The sequence below is a fragment of the Streptomyces sp. CC224B genome (assembly GCF_030010595.1).
Lineage (GTDB): Bacteria > Actinomycetota > Actinomycetes > Streptomycetales > Streptomycetaceae > Streptomyces > Streptomyces longispororuber.
Genome location: NZ_JASCXL010000002.1, coordinates 125,224 through 139,915, shown reverse-complemented (window position 1 = coordinate 139,915; position 14,692 = coordinate 125,224). Strand labels below are relative to the sequence as shown.

15 protein-coding genes are annotated in these 14,692 nt (G+C 73.9%); 8 read left to right on the top strand and 7 right to left on the bottom strand.

Annotated features, from left to right (window positions below):
• The first annotated feature begins 47 nt into the window (after positions 1-47).
• The 4 genes from nhaA to QK440_RS01750 all read left to right on the top strand — a co-directional run bounded on the left by nhaA (position 48) and on the right by QK440_RS01750 (position 3,428).
• Positions 48-1,445, top strand: coding sequence for a Na+/H+ antiporter NhaA (gene nhaA / locus QK440_RS01765; RefSeq protein WP_282791122.1), 1,398 nt, complete (start codon positions 48-50; stop codon positions 1,443-1,445).
• Between the two features lie 169 nt (positions 1,446-1,614).
• Complete coding sequence (locus QK440_RS01760; protein WP_282791121.1) at positions 1,615-2,115, top strand: phage holin family protein; 501 nt, start codon at positions 1,615-1,617, stop codon at positions 2,113-2,115.
• Positions 2,112-3,059 carry an alpha/beta hydrolase gene (locus tag QK440_RS01755; protein WP_282791120.1) on the top strand — a complete coding sequence of 316 codons (948 nt, stop codon included), beginning with the start codon at positions 2,112-2,114 and terminating at the stop codon, positions 3,057-3,059. The genes QK440_RS01760 and QK440_RS01755 overlap by 4 nt, the downstream gene beginning before the upstream one ends.
• 177 nt (positions 3,060-3,236) lie before the next feature.
• Positions 3,237-3,428 (top strand): hypothetical protein, encoded by a 192-nt coding sequence (locus tag QK440_RS01750; RefSeq protein WP_282791119.1) that lies wholly within the window; start codon positions 3,237-3,239, stop codon positions 3,426-3,428.
• A 202-nt stretch (positions 3,429-3,630) separates the two neighbouring features.
• Here QK440_RS01750 and QK440_RS01745 read toward each other — a convergent pair whose 3' ends face one another.
• The 3 genes from QK440_RS01745 to nth all read right to left on the bottom strand — a co-directional run bounded on the left by QK440_RS01745 (position 3,631) and on the right by nth (position 7,059).
• Positions 3,631-4,833, bottom strand: a complete 1,203-nt coding sequence (locus tag QK440_RS01745) for a MarP family serine protease (RefSeq protein WP_190133960.1) — start codon at positions 4,831-4,833, stop codon at positions 3,631-3,633.
• A 117-nt stretch (positions 4,834-4,950) separates the two neighbouring features.
• Complete coding sequence (locus QK440_RS01740) at positions 4,951-5,733, bottom strand: CoA pyrophosphatase (RefSeq protein WP_349239257.1); 783 nt, start codon at positions 5,731-5,733, stop codon at positions 4,951-4,953.
• Between the two features lie 264 nt (positions 5,734-5,997).
• Entirely contained in the window at positions 5,998-7,059 is a 1,062-nt protein-coding gene (gene nth / locus QK440_RS01735) for an endonuclease III (protein WP_282791118.1), read from the bottom strand.
• 470 nt (positions 7,060-7,529) lie between these two features.
• Here nth and QK440_RS01730 point away from each other — a divergent pair, with 470 nt between their 5' ends.
• Positions 7,530-8,204: a Crp/Fnr family transcriptional regulator gene (locus QK440_RS01730; RefSeq protein WP_006382668.1), complete on the top strand. Its 675-nt coding sequence runs from the start codon at positions 7,530-7,532 to the stop codon at positions 8,202-8,204.
• Between the two features lie 156 nt (positions 8,205-8,360).
• Entirely contained in the window at positions 8,361-9,254 is an 894-nt protein-coding gene (locus QK440_RS01725) for a nucleotidyltransferase domain-containing protein (RefSeq protein ID WP_282791117.1), read from the top strand.
• Here QK440_RS01725 and QK440_RS01720 read toward each other — a convergent pair.
• The 4 genes from QK440_RS01720 to QK440_RS01705 all read right to left on the bottom strand — a co-directional run bounded on the left by QK440_RS01720 (position 9,224) and on the right by QK440_RS01705 (position 11,996).
• Positions 9,224-10,057 (bottom strand): MBL fold metallo-hydrolase, encoded by an 834-nt coding sequence (locus QK440_RS01720; protein ID WP_282791116.1) that lies wholly within the window; start codon positions 10,055-10,057, stop codon positions 9,224-9,226. The genes QK440_RS01725 and QK440_RS01720 overlap by 31 nt on opposite strands.
• 49 nt (positions 10,058-10,106) lie before the next feature.
• Positions 10,107-10,973 carry an NUDIX hydrolase gene (locus QK440_RS01715; protein WP_282791115.1) on the bottom strand — a complete coding sequence of 289 codons (867 nt, stop codon included), beginning with the start codon at positions 10,971-10,973 and terminating at the stop codon, positions 10,107-10,109.
• Between the two features lie 400 nt (positions 10,974-11,373).
• The gene (locus QK440_RS01710; protein WP_282791114.1) at positions 11,374-11,838 is read right to left on the bottom strand and encodes a RidA family protein; all 465 of its coding nucleotides are present in this window, start codon (positions 11,836-11,838) and stop codon (positions 11,374-11,376) included.
• Positions 11,835-11,996: a DUF4177 domain-containing protein gene (locus QK440_RS01705; RefSeq protein ID WP_003975360.1), complete on the bottom strand. Its 162-nt coding sequence runs from the start codon at positions 11,994-11,996 to the stop codon at positions 11,835-11,837. The genes QK440_RS01710 and QK440_RS01705 overlap by 4 nt, the downstream gene beginning before the upstream one ends.
• An 82-nt stretch (positions 11,997-12,078) precedes the next feature.
• Here QK440_RS01705 and QK440_RS01700 point away from each other — a divergent pair, with 82 nt between their 5' ends.
• The gene (locus tag QK440_RS01700) at positions 12,079-13,053 is read left to right on the top strand and encodes an ArsA-related P-loop ATPase (protein WP_282791113.1); all 975 of its coding nucleotides are present in this window, start codon (positions 12,079-12,081) and stop codon (positions 13,051-13,053) included.
• Positions 13,054-13,090: 37 nt separating this feature from the next.
• Positions 13,091-14,455 (top strand): ArsA-related P-loop ATPase, encoded by a 1,365-nt coding sequence (locus QK440_RS01695; protein ID WP_282791112.1) that lies wholly within the window; start codon positions 13,091-13,093, stop codon positions 14,453-14,455.
• Positions 14,456-14,692 lie beyond the last annotated feature (237 nt).

Sequence of the window (14,692 nt, the reverse complement as noted above, 5' to 3'; positions counted from 1 at the left end):
GGTCGGCATGTGTTCCGCCCTGCCTACCCGACCGGAGGTCGACTCCCGTGGCCGCGTCCACCCCCCGCAAGCACACGTTCCTCGGACGCCTCTCCCTGCCTGAGCGCACCTTCGTGGCGAACGCGCTGCGCACCGAGACCGTCGGCGGCGTCCTGCTGCTCGTCGCCGCCATCACGGCCCTGATCTGGGCGAACACCCCGCTCAAGGAGAGCTACGAGACGGTACGGGACTTCCACCTGGGCCCCGGCTCGCTGGGGCTCGACCTGTCCGTGCAGCACTGGGCCGCCGACGGGCTGCTCGCGGTCTTCTTCTTCGTCGCCGGGATCGAGCTCAAGCGCGAGCTGGTCGCGGGCGACCTGCGCGACCCCAAGGCCGCCGCGCTGCCCGTCATCGCCGCGCTCTGCGGCATGGCCGTACCGGCCCTGGTCTACACACTGGTCAACACAGTGGGCGGCGGCTCCCTGAGCGGCTGGGCCGTGCCCACCGCCACCGACATCGCCTTCGCGCTCGCGGTCCTCGCGGTCATCGGCACCTCGCTGCCCTCCGCGCTGCGCGCCTTCCTGCTGACGCTCGCCGTCGTCGACGACCTCTTCGCGATCCTGATCATCGCGGTCTTCTTCACCAGCGACCTGAACTTCGCCGCGCTGGGCGGCGCCGTCATCGGCCTCGCCGTCTTCTGGCTGCTGCTGCGCAAGGGGGTGCGCGGCTGGTACGTCTACGTACCGCTGGCCGTCGTCGTGTGGGGGCTGATGTACAACAGCGGCGTCCACGCCACCATCGCCGGTGTCGCCATGGGCCTGATGCTGCGCTGCCACCGCAAGGAGGGCGAGGGCCACTCCCCCGGGGAGCACGTCGAACACCTCGTACGCCCCCTCTCGGCGGGTCTCGCGGTGCCGCTGTTCGCGCTGTTCAGCGCCGGGGTCGCGATCTCCGGCGGGGCGCTCGGCGACGTCTTCACGCAACCCGAGACGCTCGGCGTGGTCCTCGGCCTCGTCGTCGGCAAGGCGGTCGGCATCTTCGGCGGCACCTGGCTCGCCGCCCGCTTCACCCGCGCCGAGCTGAACGACGACCTGGCCTGGGCCGACGTCTTCGCCGTCGCCTCGCTCGCCGGCATCGGCTTCACCGTCTCGCTGCTCATCGGGGAGCTCGCCTTCAGCGACGACCCGGCCCTCACCGACGAGGTCAAGGCGGCGGTCCTCGTCGGCTCCCTCACGGCGGCCGTGTTCTCCGGAATCCTGCTGAAGATACGCAACGCCAAGTACCGCACGCTGTACGAGGACGAGGAGCGCGACGAGGACCTCGACGGCATACCGGACATCTACGAACAGGACAACCCCGAGTACCACTTGCGCATGGCCGAGATCTACGAGAAGAAGGCTGCCGAACACCGCAGGCGGGCGGAAACAGCGGCCGGATCGGGCGAACCGGACCACGGTCCGGCATGATCTGACCAGGAACCTTCCGCAGGGCGCCGGGGTGCGCCCGCCGAGCCGCACCCCGCCGGGCGCACCCCGGCGCCCGCAGACCGGCAGACGCAGACGCAGACGCAGACGCAGACGCAGACGCAGACGCAGACGCAGACGCAGACAGAGAAACAGAAATGAGGAGCACGCGATGAGCGCACCCGACGGTCCCGTCGGCACCGAACGCAGCCTCGGCCAGCTCGTCTCCGCGGCGAGCAAAGAGCTGTCGGAGCTGGTGCACGACGAGATCGCGCTGGTCAAGGCCCAGCTCACGCAGGACGTCAAGCGCGGCGCGATCGGCAGCGGCGCGTTCGTCGCGGCCCTCGCCGTGCTCCTGTTCTCGCTGCCGATGCTGAGCTTCGCCCTCGCCTACGGCATCCACACCTGGAGCGACTGGAACCTGGCGGTCTGCTTCCTGCTGTCCTTCGCCGCCAACGTCCTGGTGGCCGGCCTGCTCGCCCTGATCGGCGTGGTCTTCGCGAAGAAGGCCGCCCGGGGCAAGGGCCCGCAGAAGGCCGCCGCCGCGGCCAAGGAGACGGCCGCCGTGCTCCAGCACGCCAAGCCGCACCCGCGCCGGCTGCGCCCGGCGGCCGGCGCTCCCGAGCTGGAGGCCGGTGAGCGGGCCGACGCTGTGGCACGCTCGACTTCATGACGGACCCCGGCACCACCCCCCAGCACGCCTTTGCGACCGCGTCGGCCGTACGCATCGACGGCCCCTGGACGCACCGGGACGTCGCCGCCAACGGCGCCCGGTTCCACATCGCGGAGCTCGGCGACGGCCCGCTGGTGCTGCTCCTGCACGGCTTCCCGCAGTTCTGGTGGACCTGGCGGCACCAGCTCGTCGCGCTCGCCGACGCGGGCTTCCGCGCGGTGGCGATGGACCTGCGGGGCGTCGGCGGCAGCGACCGCACCCCGCGCGGCTACGACCCGGCCAACCTGGCCCTCGACATCACCGGCGTGGTGCGCTCCCTCGGCGAGCCGGACGCCGCGCTCGTCGGCCACGACCTGGGCGGCTACCTCGCCTGGACGGCCGCCGTGATGCGGCCCAAGCTGGTGCGCCGCCTCGCCGTCTCCTCCATGCCGCACCCGCGGCGCTGGCGCTCGGCGATGCTGCGCGACAGGAAGCAGACGGCCGCCGGGTCGTACGTGTGGGGCTTCCAGCGGCCCTGGGTGCCGGAGCGTCAGCTCGTCGCGGACGACGGGGCCTTGGTGGGGCGCCTGGTGCGGGACTGGTCGGGGCCGCGGCTGCCGGACGACGAGGCCGTGGAGACGTACCGCAGGGCGATGTGCATCCCGTCGACGGCGCACTGCTCGATCGAGCCGTACCGCTGGATGGTGCGCTCCCTCGCCCGGCCCGACGGCATCCAGTTCAACCGCCGCATGAAGCGACCGGTCCGGGTGCCGACGCTGCATCTGCACGGCTCCCTCGATCCGGTGATGCGCACCCGCAGCGCGGCCGGGTCCGGCGAGTACGTCGAAGCGCCGTACCGCTGGCGGCTGTTCGACGGGCTCGGGCACTTCCCCCACGAGGAGGACCCGGTGGCCTTCTCCCACGAGCTGGTGAGCTGGCTCAAGGACCCCGAGCCGGACCGCTGAGGCCCCGTGCCGGGCGGCCGGAAGGCCCCGAACCACGCCGCCGAGGGGGCCTGCCGCGCCCTGTTGTCACCCACAAGCGGGAACATCTGTCGTACGAACGCCACTTGCCCGGCGCATAGGCCAATTGGGGCCCCTGTGCGCGGTTACCGACCTTGAGGCACGGGCACACGTCCGGGTATGGGCTGGACGCACGACTACAGTGACGTAGCACGCAAGCGCCGGGCAGCCACCGTGGTGAACGGCCACGAGCGGGGCGCCCCGCAGGACGCGGGACACACGGGACCCGCTCGGGAAGTGATCGGCATTCCGCGCATCCTGCGCCGCCGGGCCCGCTGGGTCTCGGCGCGGCTGCGGCACACCCGCGCCTGACCCGCGTACGCCCGCGCCTGACCCGCGTACGCCGCGCCTTCCCGCCTCGCGCCCGACGGACGCGCTTTCCTCGCCCTCGACTGAGTGCGCGTGGGGCGCCTTCGCCGCGGTGCGCGTGGGGCTCCTGCGCGGTATGTGCGGTGCGCGCCTTCGCGGGGTGTGCGCCCGGCCGTCCGGCTGAGACGCACGCCCCCGCACCCGGTCAGAGCGCGCAGCCCTGGCTGTCGACCTCCTGGTTGGCGGTGCGGCCGCGCTCGATGTCCTCGCGGACCTCGTCCACGGTCAGGGCGTAGCCCGTGTCCGGGTCGTCGAGCGACTTCGCGAACACGACGCCGTAGACCCGGCCGTCGGGGGTCAGCAGCGGGCCGCCGGAGTTGCCCTGGCGGACGGTCGCGTACAGCGAGTACACATCACGGCGGACCGTGCCCCGGTGGTAGATGTCCGGGCCGTTGGCCGTGATGCGGCCGCGCACGCGCGCGGGGCGCACGTCGTACGGGCCGTCCTCCGGGAAGCCCGCCACGATCGCGCTCTTGCCGCTCACCGCGTCCTCGGAGGCGAACTTCAGCGCGGGCGCGGGCAGCGTCGGGACGTCGAGCACGGCGATGTCGCGCTTCCAGTCGTAGAGCACGACCTTGGCGTCGTACTTCTCGGCCTCGCCGCCTATCTGCACCCGGGGCTCGTCCACACCGCCGACGACGTGCGCGTTCGTCATGACGCGGCGCGGCGCGAACACGAAGCCGGTGCCTTCGAGGGCCTTGCCGCACCGGTGCGCGTCGCCGCTGACCTTCACGATGGAGCGCTTGGCGGTGACGGCGACCTGGCTGCGGGCGAGCTTCGGGTCGGGGGGCGAGACCTCCTTGATCGGCTCGTTCGAGAACGGGCTGAAGACCTGCGGGAAGCCGTTGCGCGCGAGGACCGAGGAGAAGTCCGTGAACCAGGTGTCCGCCTGGCCGGGCAGGGCCCGGTCGACGCCGAGCAGCACCTTGGAGTTGCGGACCTCCTTGCCGAGTGTCGGCAGCGTCGTGCCCGCGAGCAGGGAGCCGATCAGCCAGGCGACGAGGAGCATCGCGACGACGTTGACGAGCGCGCCGCCGGTGGCGTCCAGGGCCCTGGCGGGCTGCCAGGTGATGTACCGGCGCAGCTTGTTGCCCAGATGGGTGGTGAAGGCCTGGCCGACGGAGGCGCAGACGATCACGACGACGACGGCGATCACCGCCGCGGTCGTGGTGACCTTCGCACCCTCGTCGGTCATGGCGTCCCAGACGACGGGCAGCAGGTACACCGCCACGAGGCCGCCGCCGAGGAAGCCGATCACCGAGAGGATGCCCACGACGAAGCCCTGGCGGTAGCCGACGATCGCGAACCACACCGCGGCGAGCAGCAGCAGGATGTCCAGCACGTTCACCGATTCAGTCCTCGCCTCGCATGATTCCCCGCCTCGCCTCGCGGTCGCCGCCGCGCGCCGCGCCGCACGCGGTCCGCGCCCTCCTCGGCCCCGGTGGCCTCGGTCCCCGCAACCTTGTCATGAGCCCCAGTCGAGCGGGACGCGGCGGTCCCTGTCCCACGGGCGCTCCCAGCCGGCGAAGTGCAGGATCCTGTCGATGACCCCGGCGGTGAAGCCCCAGACCAGCGCGCGCTGCACGAGGAAGGCGGGGCCCTGGTGACCGCGGGGGTGCACCGCCATCGCGCGGTTCGCCGGGTCCGTGAGATCGGCCACGGGCACCGTGAACACCCGGGCGGTCTCGGCCGGGTCGACGACGCCGACGGGGCTGGGCACACGCCACCAGCCGAGCACGGGCGTCACGACGAAGTCGCTCACGGGGATGAACAGGCTCGGCAGGACACCGAAGAGCTGAACCCCGGCGGGGTCGAGGCCGGTCTCCTCCTCGGCCTCCCTGAGCGCGGCGCGCAGCGGGCCCTCGCCCCGCGGGTCCCCGTCCTCCGGGTCCAGCGCGCCGCCGGGGAACGACGGCTGGCCCGCGTGCGAGCGCAGCGATCCGGCGCGCTCCATCAGCAGCAGCTCGGGGCCCCGCTCGCCCTCGCCGAAGAGGACGAGGACCGCGGACTGGCGCCCGCCGCCGCCCTCTGGGGGCAGGAACCGGCTGAGCTGGTCGGGCCGCACGGTGGCCGCCGCCCGGGCCACGGGGGTCAGCCAGGCGGGCAGGCCGTCGGTGGTGACCAGGACGGGGACGGGGCCGTGGCCGTTCCGGTGGGGGGCGGGGGTGCCCTGCGCGGGGGCCTGCCCGGGAGCGGAAGCCGGTGCCTGCCCCGGAGCGGACGCCGGTGCCTGCCCGGGAGCGGGCACAGGAGCGGGAGCGGGAGGCCCGTCGGGGGCAGAGGCAGGGGCAGAGGGCCCCTCGGGGGCGGGGGCGGGGACGGGCGGCTTGTCGGGGGCGGGGACAGAGGGCCTGTCGTGTGGCTCGCCGTTCTCGGTCATGTCCCTGCCGCCTGTGTGCGTGTCGCTCGCGTGCGTCATCGGCCCCCGGCCCTTGGTCCCTGGTCCCCCGTCGGTCCCCATGCACTCATCCGTTCCTGCACAACGCCCTGGCCCCCGCGGATGGTTCCTCCCTCACCCGGCGGCGCCGAGCGGCGGCGCGGCCTTGCCGGGGTAGTCCGGCGGGGGCTTGAGGCGCTGTCCGGGCATGCCGCCCTTCTCGTACTTCAGGAGCTTCCGCGCCTTCTCGGGGTCCGTCTCGCCCTCCCCGTACGACGGGCAGAGCGGGGCGATGGGGCAGGCGCCGCAGGCGGGTTTGCGGGAGTGGCAGATGCGGCGGCCGTGGAAGATCACCCGGTGCGAGAGCATCGTCCACTCGCTCTTGGGGAAGAGCGCGCCGACGGCGGCCTCGACCTTGTCCGGGTCCGTCTCCTCCGTCCACTTCCAGCGGCGGACGAGACGGCCGAAGTGCGTGTCCACGGTGATGCCGGGGACCCCGAAGGCGTTGCCGAGGACCACGAAGGCCGTCTTGCGGCCCACGCCGGGCAGCTTCACCAGGTCCTCTAGGCGCCCCGGCACCTCCCCGTCGAACTCGTCGCGCAGCGCCGCCGACAAGCCCATGATCGACTTCGTCTTGGCCCGGAAGAAGCCGGTCGGCCGGATCAGCTCCTCGACCTCCTCGGGGTTGGCCGCGGCCAGGTCCTCCGGGGTCGGGTACGCGGCGAACAGGGCGGGCGTGGTCTGGTTCACCCGCAGGTCCGTGGTCTGGGCCGACAGGACCGTGGCGACCAGGAGCTGGAAGGGGTTCTCGAAGTCCAGCTCCGGGTGGGCGTACGGATACACGTCGGCGAGCTCGCGGTTGATCCGCCGGGCCTGCCGCACGAGGCCCGTACGGGTCCTGGGGGCGGCGGGCGCCTTGGCGGACCCCGCCTTCCCGCCGGAGGCCTTCCCGGCCGGAGCCGCGACCGAAGCCTTCTCGGCAGGGGCCTTCTTGGCAGCGGCCTCCTTGCCCGGAGCCTTCTTCGCCGGAGCCTTACCCGGAGCCTTCTTGGCCGCGGCCTTGCCCGGGGCCTTCTTCGCCGGGGCCCTCTTCGCGGATGCCTGCCTCGCGGGGGCGGCGGGGGTCTCCCCCGGGCCCTCGGCGGGGGCCGGCTCCGCAGGGGGCCGAGCGGCCCGTGAAGCGCCTTCATTCGCCATGCGGCCAGCGTACGGGTGCCCACTGACACCGATGGCGGAGATACGCACTTGTCACCGCGGCGGAGACCGGCCCGGGGCGCACGCCGGGGCACGCTCCCCTCCGCTCACTCCCCGAGCCCCCCGTTCCGGCCCGGTGCGCTGCGCCTCCCGCACCTCGCGGACCACGACATCCGCCCGGTTTGTCCGGTTCCCCGGAGTGGCGGAAGCGTGTTCGCCCACAGCAGAATTATCCGGGGCAACCCCGTCCCGCGGAGCCCCGGCCTGTGCTCTCACGGGCCCTGGGGCGGATGTCCGGGCCGTGCGCGGGTAGCGGTATGCGGAGCCGACGCCCCGGATCGGCCCCCAATTGGCCCCCTTCCGCATTGCCTCCGACGCAAGTGCGGCAGACTTGAGTGACTGATCACACTGTTTGAACCGTCCGGCAAACTGGGGGCACGGTCCCCTGATGCAGGTCGACAAGGAGAGAACTCGTGGACGACGTTCTGCGGCGCGCCCCGCTCTTCGCGGCGCTCGATGACGAGCAGGCCGCGGAGCTCCGCGCCTCCATGAGTGAGGTGACCCTCGCCCGCGGAGACGCGCTCTTTCATGAGGGCGACCCCGGAGACCGCCTGTACGTGGTCACCGAAGGCAAGGTGAAGCTCCACCGCACCTCCCCCGACGGCCGCGAGAACATGCTGGCCGTCCTGGGCCCCGGTGAGCTCATCGGCGAGCTGTCGCTCTTCGACCCGGGTCCCCGCACCGCCACCGCCACCGCGCTCACCGAGGTCAAGCTCCTCGGCCTCGGCCACGGCGACCTCCAGCCGTGGCTGAACGCGCGGCCCGAGGTGGCCGCCGCCCTGCTGCGCGCCGTCGCCCGGCGCCTGCGCAAGACCAACGACCAGATGTCCGACCTGGTCTTCTCGGACGTCCCGGGCCGTGTGGCGCGCGCCCTGCTCGACCTGTCGCGCCGCTTCGGCGTGCAGTCCGAGGAAGGCATCCACGTGGTGCACGACCTCACGCAGGAGGAGCTCGCCCAGCTCGTCGGCGCCTCCCGCGAGACGGTCAACAAGGCCCTCGCGGACTTCGCGGGCCGCGGCTGGCTGCGCCTGGAGGCCCGCGCGGTGATCCTCCTGGACGTCGAGCGGCTCGCCAAGCGCTCGCGCTGACCCGCCACCCTGTGCGTACGGAGCCGGGGCCGCCCTCTTCCTCAGGGGGCGGCCCCGGTTCGCGTACCGGGACCGTCCCGGCCGGCCCCGCACGTCCGCGGAACACACCCCCGGCCCCTGCTCGCCCCCCGTGTGCCCCGCCTGCACAGTGACCCCATGACCAACGACAGCCATGGGCTCGACAGCCATGGGCTCGACCACCGCGGACTCGACAGCCAGGGGTACATCGCGCGTGAGGGGTCGCTCGGGCGGATCCAGGACGCCTTCCGGCCCGTCGTCGCCGCCGCACGCGACCGGGTCGCGGACGTCTTCGGCAAGCGGCTCGACAGCGCGTACCTGTACGGCTCCGTGCCGCGCGGCACCGCCCGCGTCGGCCGCTCCGACCTGGACCTGCTGCTCGTCCTGCGCGAGGAGCCGACCGCGGCCGACCGCGCCGACGCGGACGCCCTGGCCGCCGCCGTGGACCGGGAGTTCGCGGAGGTCGACGGGGTCGGCCTGCTGCTCCTCGGCCGCGCCCGCGTCCTGAGCGAGCGCGAGACGTACGACCACGGCTGGTTCCTGGCCTGCCTCTGTACGCCGCTGCTCGGCGAGGACCTCGCCGAGTTCCTGCCCCGCTACCGGCCCAGCGGCCTGCTCGCCCAGGGGACCAACGGCGACCTGGCCCTGCTGCTGCCCCGCTGGCGCGCGGCCGTCGACCGGGCCGTGGCGGACGGCGACGAGCGGGAGCTGCGCGCGCTGTGCCGCCGGTTCTCCCGGCACCTCGTCCGCACCGGCTTCACCCTGGTCATGCCCCGCTGGGGCGGCTGGACCAGCGACCTGGCCGCGATGGCGGAGGTCTTCGGCCGGTACTACCCCGGGCGGGCCGCGCGGATGCGGGCGGCCGCCGCCGTCGCGGACGAGCCCGTGGCCGACGCGGACGTCCTGCGGGCGTACGTGGACGACCTGGGCCCCTGGCTGGCCGGGGAGTACGCCGCCGTGCACGGCGTGCGGGCGCCCCGGTCCGGCGGCACGGGGCCCGGTCACCAGATCAGGCCGTGCTCCTCCAGGTAGTCGAGCTGCGCCCGTACCGACAGCTCGGCCGCGGGCCACAGGGACCGGTCCACGTCCGCGTACACGTGCGCCACGACCTCGGAGGGCGTCGTGTAGCCGTCCTCGACCGCCGTCTCCACCTGGGCGAGGCGGCTGGCGCGGTGGGCCAGGTAGAACTCGACCGCGCCCTGGGCGTCGTCCAGGACCGGGCCGTGGCCCGGCAGGATCGTACGGACGCCGTCGTCGACGGTCAGCGAGCGCAGCCGGCGCAGTGAGTCCAGGTAGTCGCCGAGGCGGCCGTCGGGGTGGGCGACGACCGTGGTGCCGCGGCCCAGGACGGTGTCGCCCGTCAGGATGGCCCGGTCGGCGGGCAGGTGGAAGCAGAGCGAGTCGGCGGTGTGGCCCGGGGTGGGCACGACGCGCAGCTCCAGGCCGCCGGTGGTGATCACGTCACCGGCGGCGAGCCCCTCGTCGCCGAGGCGCAGCGCCGGGTCGAGCGCCCGGACCTTGGTGCCGGTCAGCTCGGCGAAGCGGGCGGCGCCCTCGGCGTGGTCGGGGTGCCCGTGGGTGAGCAGGGTGAGCGTGACGCGCTTCCCGGCCCGCTCGGCGGTCTCGACGACCTGGGTGAGGTGCGTCTCGTCGAGCGGTCCCGGGTCGATGACGACGGCGAGCTCGGAGTCCGGTTCGGCGACGATCCAGGTGTTGGTGCCGTCCAGGGTCATGGCGGACGGGTTGGGGGCCAGGACGTTGACGGCGCGGTCGGTGGCGGGGCCGCCGATCACCCCGCCCCGGGGCTGGCCCGGCAGGGCCGCTGCTTCGGTCATGCGGGGGTGGCTCCCGTCGGGCTGGGGGCGGCGGACGCGCGCGGGTCGCTCACGCCGCGCCGCCGGAGGGGATGTGCTTCGTGAACTCGTCGTGGCCGGGCCAGGTCAGCACCAGCTCGCCGTCCTCGATGGTGGCCCGGGCCAGGACCGGCGTGAGGTCGCGCCCGGAGGCGGCAGCCACGGCGTCGGCGGCGGTCCGGTACGGGCCGAGCTGGCGCAGGGTCGCGATGGTGGGCGGCATCATGACGAGCTCGCCGCGGTCGTAGCCGCCGGCCGCCGCCTCGGGGCTGGTCCACACCGTGCGGTCGGCCTCCGTGGAGGCGTTGCGGGTGCGCTGGCCCTCGGGGAGCGCGGCCACGAAGAAGAAGGTGTCGTAGCGCCGGGGCTCGAACTCCGGGGTGATCCAGCGGGCCCACGCCCCCAGGAGGTCGCTGCGCAGCACGAGGCCGCGCCGGTCGAGGAACTCGGCGAACGACAGGTCGCGGGCCACCAGGGCCGCGCGGTCCGCCTCCCAGTCGTCGCCCGTGGTGTCGCCGACGACGGTGTCCGGGGTGGGGCCCGCGAGCAGGACGCCCGCCTCCTCGTACGTCTCGCGGACCGCCGCGCAGACGGTGGCCTGGGCGGCGGACTCGCCGAGACCGAGGCGGGCGGCCCAGGCGGTGCGGGAGGGGCCGGCCCAGCGGACGGCGCGCTCGTGGTCGCGGGGGTCGACGCTGCCACCCGGGTAGGCGTACGCGCCCGCCGCGAAGGGCATCGACGTACGCCGCCGCAGCATGTGGACCTCCGGCCCGCGCGGGGTGTCCCGCAGGAGCATCACCGTGGCGGCGGGGCGTGGCGGTGCCGGGGTGAGGTCGCCGCTCGCGAGTGCGCGGACGCGGTCGGGCCATTCCGGGGGGTACCACTGCCCATTCGCCATGGGCGGAGGCTATCTGGTGTGGAGCGGATGTTCGAGAGCCGCTGGGGCCGGCCGGGGGCGCGGCGCTTGGAGGGCTGTGGCCGTCCCGCCCTTGCGAAATGAGGGCGGGAGAGCGCTCCACGCCGGGGCCGGGCGGACGAAGCCGGGCAGCCACGGGTGGGCGAGCGGGAAGGAAAGGCCTCCGTCAGGCAACGGCGGGAAAGCGCTCCGCGCCAGGGCCGGGCGGGCGCAGCCGGGCAGCCACGGGTGGGCAGGCGGGAAAGGCCCCCGTCAGGCAACGGCGGGAAAGCGCTCCGCGCCGGGGCCCGGCGGGCGCAGCCGGGCAGCCACGGGTGGGCGGGCGGGAAAGGCCCCGGCCCAGCGGCAGCAGGCCTCACCCCCGCCCCGGCAGCCCGCAGGGCTACGCGTCGAGCTCCACCTGGATCTCGACCTCCACCGGCGCGTCCAGCGGCAGCACCGCCACCCCCACCGCGCTCCGCGCGTGCACCCCCGCGTCGCCCAGCGCGGCGCCCAGCAGCTCGCTGGCGCCGTTCAGGACGGCGGGCTGGCCCGTGAAGTCGGGCGCCGAGGCAACGAAACCGGTCACTTTCACCACGCGCACGATCCGGTCCAGGTCGCCCGCGACGGACTTCACGGCCGCGAGGGCGTTGAGCGCGCACAGCCGGGCCAGGTCCTTGGCCTCCTCGGGCGTGACCTCCCCGCCGACCTTGCCGGTGACGGGCAGCTTGCCGTCCACCATGGGGAGCTGGCCGGCCGTGTACACGTACACGCCGGACCGCACGGCGGGCTGGTACGCCGCGAGCGGCGGGACCACCTCGGGCAGCGTGTGCCCGAGCTCCGCCAGCTTCGCCTCGACAGCGCTCATGCCTGCTTCTCGCGCTTCAGGTAGGCCACGAGCTGCTCGGGGTTGTTCGGGCCCGGGACGACCTGGACGAGCTCCCAGCCGTCCTCGCCCCAGGTGTCCAGGATCTGCTTCGTGGCATGGACGAGCAGCGGCACCGTTGCGTATTCCCACTTGGTCATACGGCGACTGTAATGCCTGGGACCGGCCCACTACGGACGGCCTCATGCGTAGCCCGCGGGCGGACTGGTTAGGCTCGAAGACGTGAGCAGGCTCCAGGTCGTCAGCGGCAAGGGCGGTACCGGCAAGACCACGGTCGCCGCGGCCCTCGCGCTCGCCCTCGCGACCGAGGGAAAGCGCACCCTCCTCGTGGAGGTCGAGGGCAGACAGGGCATCGCACAGCTCTTCGAGACGGAGGCCCTTCCGTACGAGGAGCGGAAGATCGCCGTGGCCCCGGGCGGCGGGGAGGTGTACGCCCTGGCCATCGACGCCGAGCTGGCACTGCTCGACTACCTCCAGATGTTCTACAAGCTCGGCGGCGCCGGCCGCGCCCTGAAGAAGCTCGGCGCCGTCGACTTCGCGACGACGATCGCGCCGGGCCTGCGGGACGTCCTGCTCACCGGCAAGGCCTGCGAGGCCGTACGCCGCAAGGACCGCGGCGGGCGGTTCGCGTACGACTGCGTGATCATGGACGCGCCGCCCACGGGCCGCATCACGCGGTTCCTGAACGTGAACGACGAGGTCGCGGGCCTCGCCAAGATCGGCCCCATACACAACCAGGCACAGGCCGTCATGCGGGTCCTCAAGTCCCCCGAGACGCAGGTGCACTTGGTGACCCTCCTGGAGGAGATGCCCGTCCAGGAGACCGCCGACGGGATCGCCGAGCTGCGCGCCGCCGGGCTGCCGGTGGGCCGTGTCATCGTGAACATGGTGCGCCCGGCGCTGCTCGACGCGGCCGCCCTCGGCCCGGGCCTCGGGGGCGCGCCGCGCGCCGCCATCGCCGCGTCCCTGTCGGCCGCGGGCCTCGGCGGCTCCCGCGGCGCCGCCGCCCGCCTCGTCGACCCGCTCCTGGACCAGGCCGCGGAGTACGCCGAGCGGCACGCCCTGGAGGCCTCCCAGCGCTCGCTCCTCACCGAGCTGGACCTGCCCCTGCACGAACTCCCGCTGCTGAGCGACGGAGTGGACCTGGCGGGCCTGTACGAGCTCGCCGCGGAGCTGCGGCAGCAGGGGGTCTCGTGACCGCGGCACCCCCCGACACCCGGAAGCCTAGGAACTCATGAGCCTCGATCCGGCACGTGACCCGCTCGACGTCGACGCCCTGCTCGACGACCGCACGACGCGCATCGTGGTGTGCTGCGGCTCGGGCGGCGTGGGCAAGACCACCACGGCCGCCGCGCTCGGCCTGCGCGCCGCCGAACGGGGCCGGTCCGTCGTGGTGTTGACCATCGACCCGGCGCGCCGCCTCGCGCAGTCCATGGGCATCGACTCGCTGGACAACGTGCCGCGGCGGGTGGAGGGCGTCAAGGGCGAGGGCGAGCTGTGCGCCATGATGCTCGACATGAAGCGCACCTTCGACGAGATCGTCGAGGCGCACGCGGACAAGGAGCGCGCGAAGGCGATCCTGACCAACCCCTTCTACCAGTCGCTCTCGGCGGGCTTCGCGGGCACGCAGGAGTACATGGCGATGGAGAAGCTCGGGCAGTTGCGGGCCCGGGACGAGTGGGACCTGATCGTCGTCGACACCCCGCCCTCGCGCTCGGCGCTCGACTTCCTGGACGCCCCCAAGCGGCTCGGGTCGTTCCTGGACGGCAAGCTGATCCGGCTGCTCATGGCCCCGGCGAAGGTGGGCGGCCGGGCCGGGATGAAGTTCCTGAACGTCGGCATGTCGATGATGACGGGCGCCCTCGGCAAGCTGCTCGGCGGGCAGCTCCTGCGGGACGTGCAGACCTTCGTGGCGGCGATGGACACCATGTTCGGCGGCTTCCGCAAGCGGGCGGACGCCACGTACCGGCTGCTCCAGGCGCCGGGCACGGCGTTCCTCGTGGTGGCGTCGCCGGAGCGGGACGCGCTGCGCGAGGCGGCGTACTTCGTGGAGCGGCTCGCCGCGGACGACATGCCGTTCGCCGGCCTCGTACTGAACCGGGTGCACGGCAGCGGGGCGGCGGACCTGTCGGCCGAGCGGGCCCTCGCGGCGGCGGAAAATCTTGAGGAGCGCCGCATTGTGGATCAGGAGGGCGGGAAGATTGGAGTGCGTAGCTCCTCCGAGGCTCCCTCCTCCGGGGCTCCCGCCACGCAGGCTCCCGACTCCCCCGGGGCGCCCGGTGGTCCACCGTCCACCGGCACCCCGTCCGAAGGAACCGAGCCCGCGCCCGTACCGGAACCGGACACGTCCATAGCCCCGCCCGCGGAGTCGCCCGCGGATCCGTCCGTCGAGCGGCTGACCGCGGGCCTGCTGCGGCTGCACGCGGAGCGGATGCGCCTGATCGCCCGCGAGCGGCACACGCGCGACCGCTTCACCGCGCTGCACCCCGAGGTGGCGGTGGCCGAGGTGGCCGCGCTGCCGGGGGACGTCCACGACCTCGCGGGCCTGCGCGCCATCGGCGACCAGCTCGCGGGGGACACCGACGATCCCACGCGCTGAACCCGGCGCGCGCCGCACCGGGCCTGTGCCGCCGCTGCTCTGCCGTACGGAGTCCTGTCCTACGTAGTCAGCCCTGTCATACGTAGTCAGTCCTGCCGTACGGAGTCCTGTCGTACGGAGCCTGTCCCCGTGGCGGGCGCCCGGGGCGGGCACGCGGCGCACACCGAACCGGCCGGTCCGCAGCGGTGCACGGGGCGGTCGGCGCACGGTGGGAGCCCGTGCCCCGCCGAGGGCGCC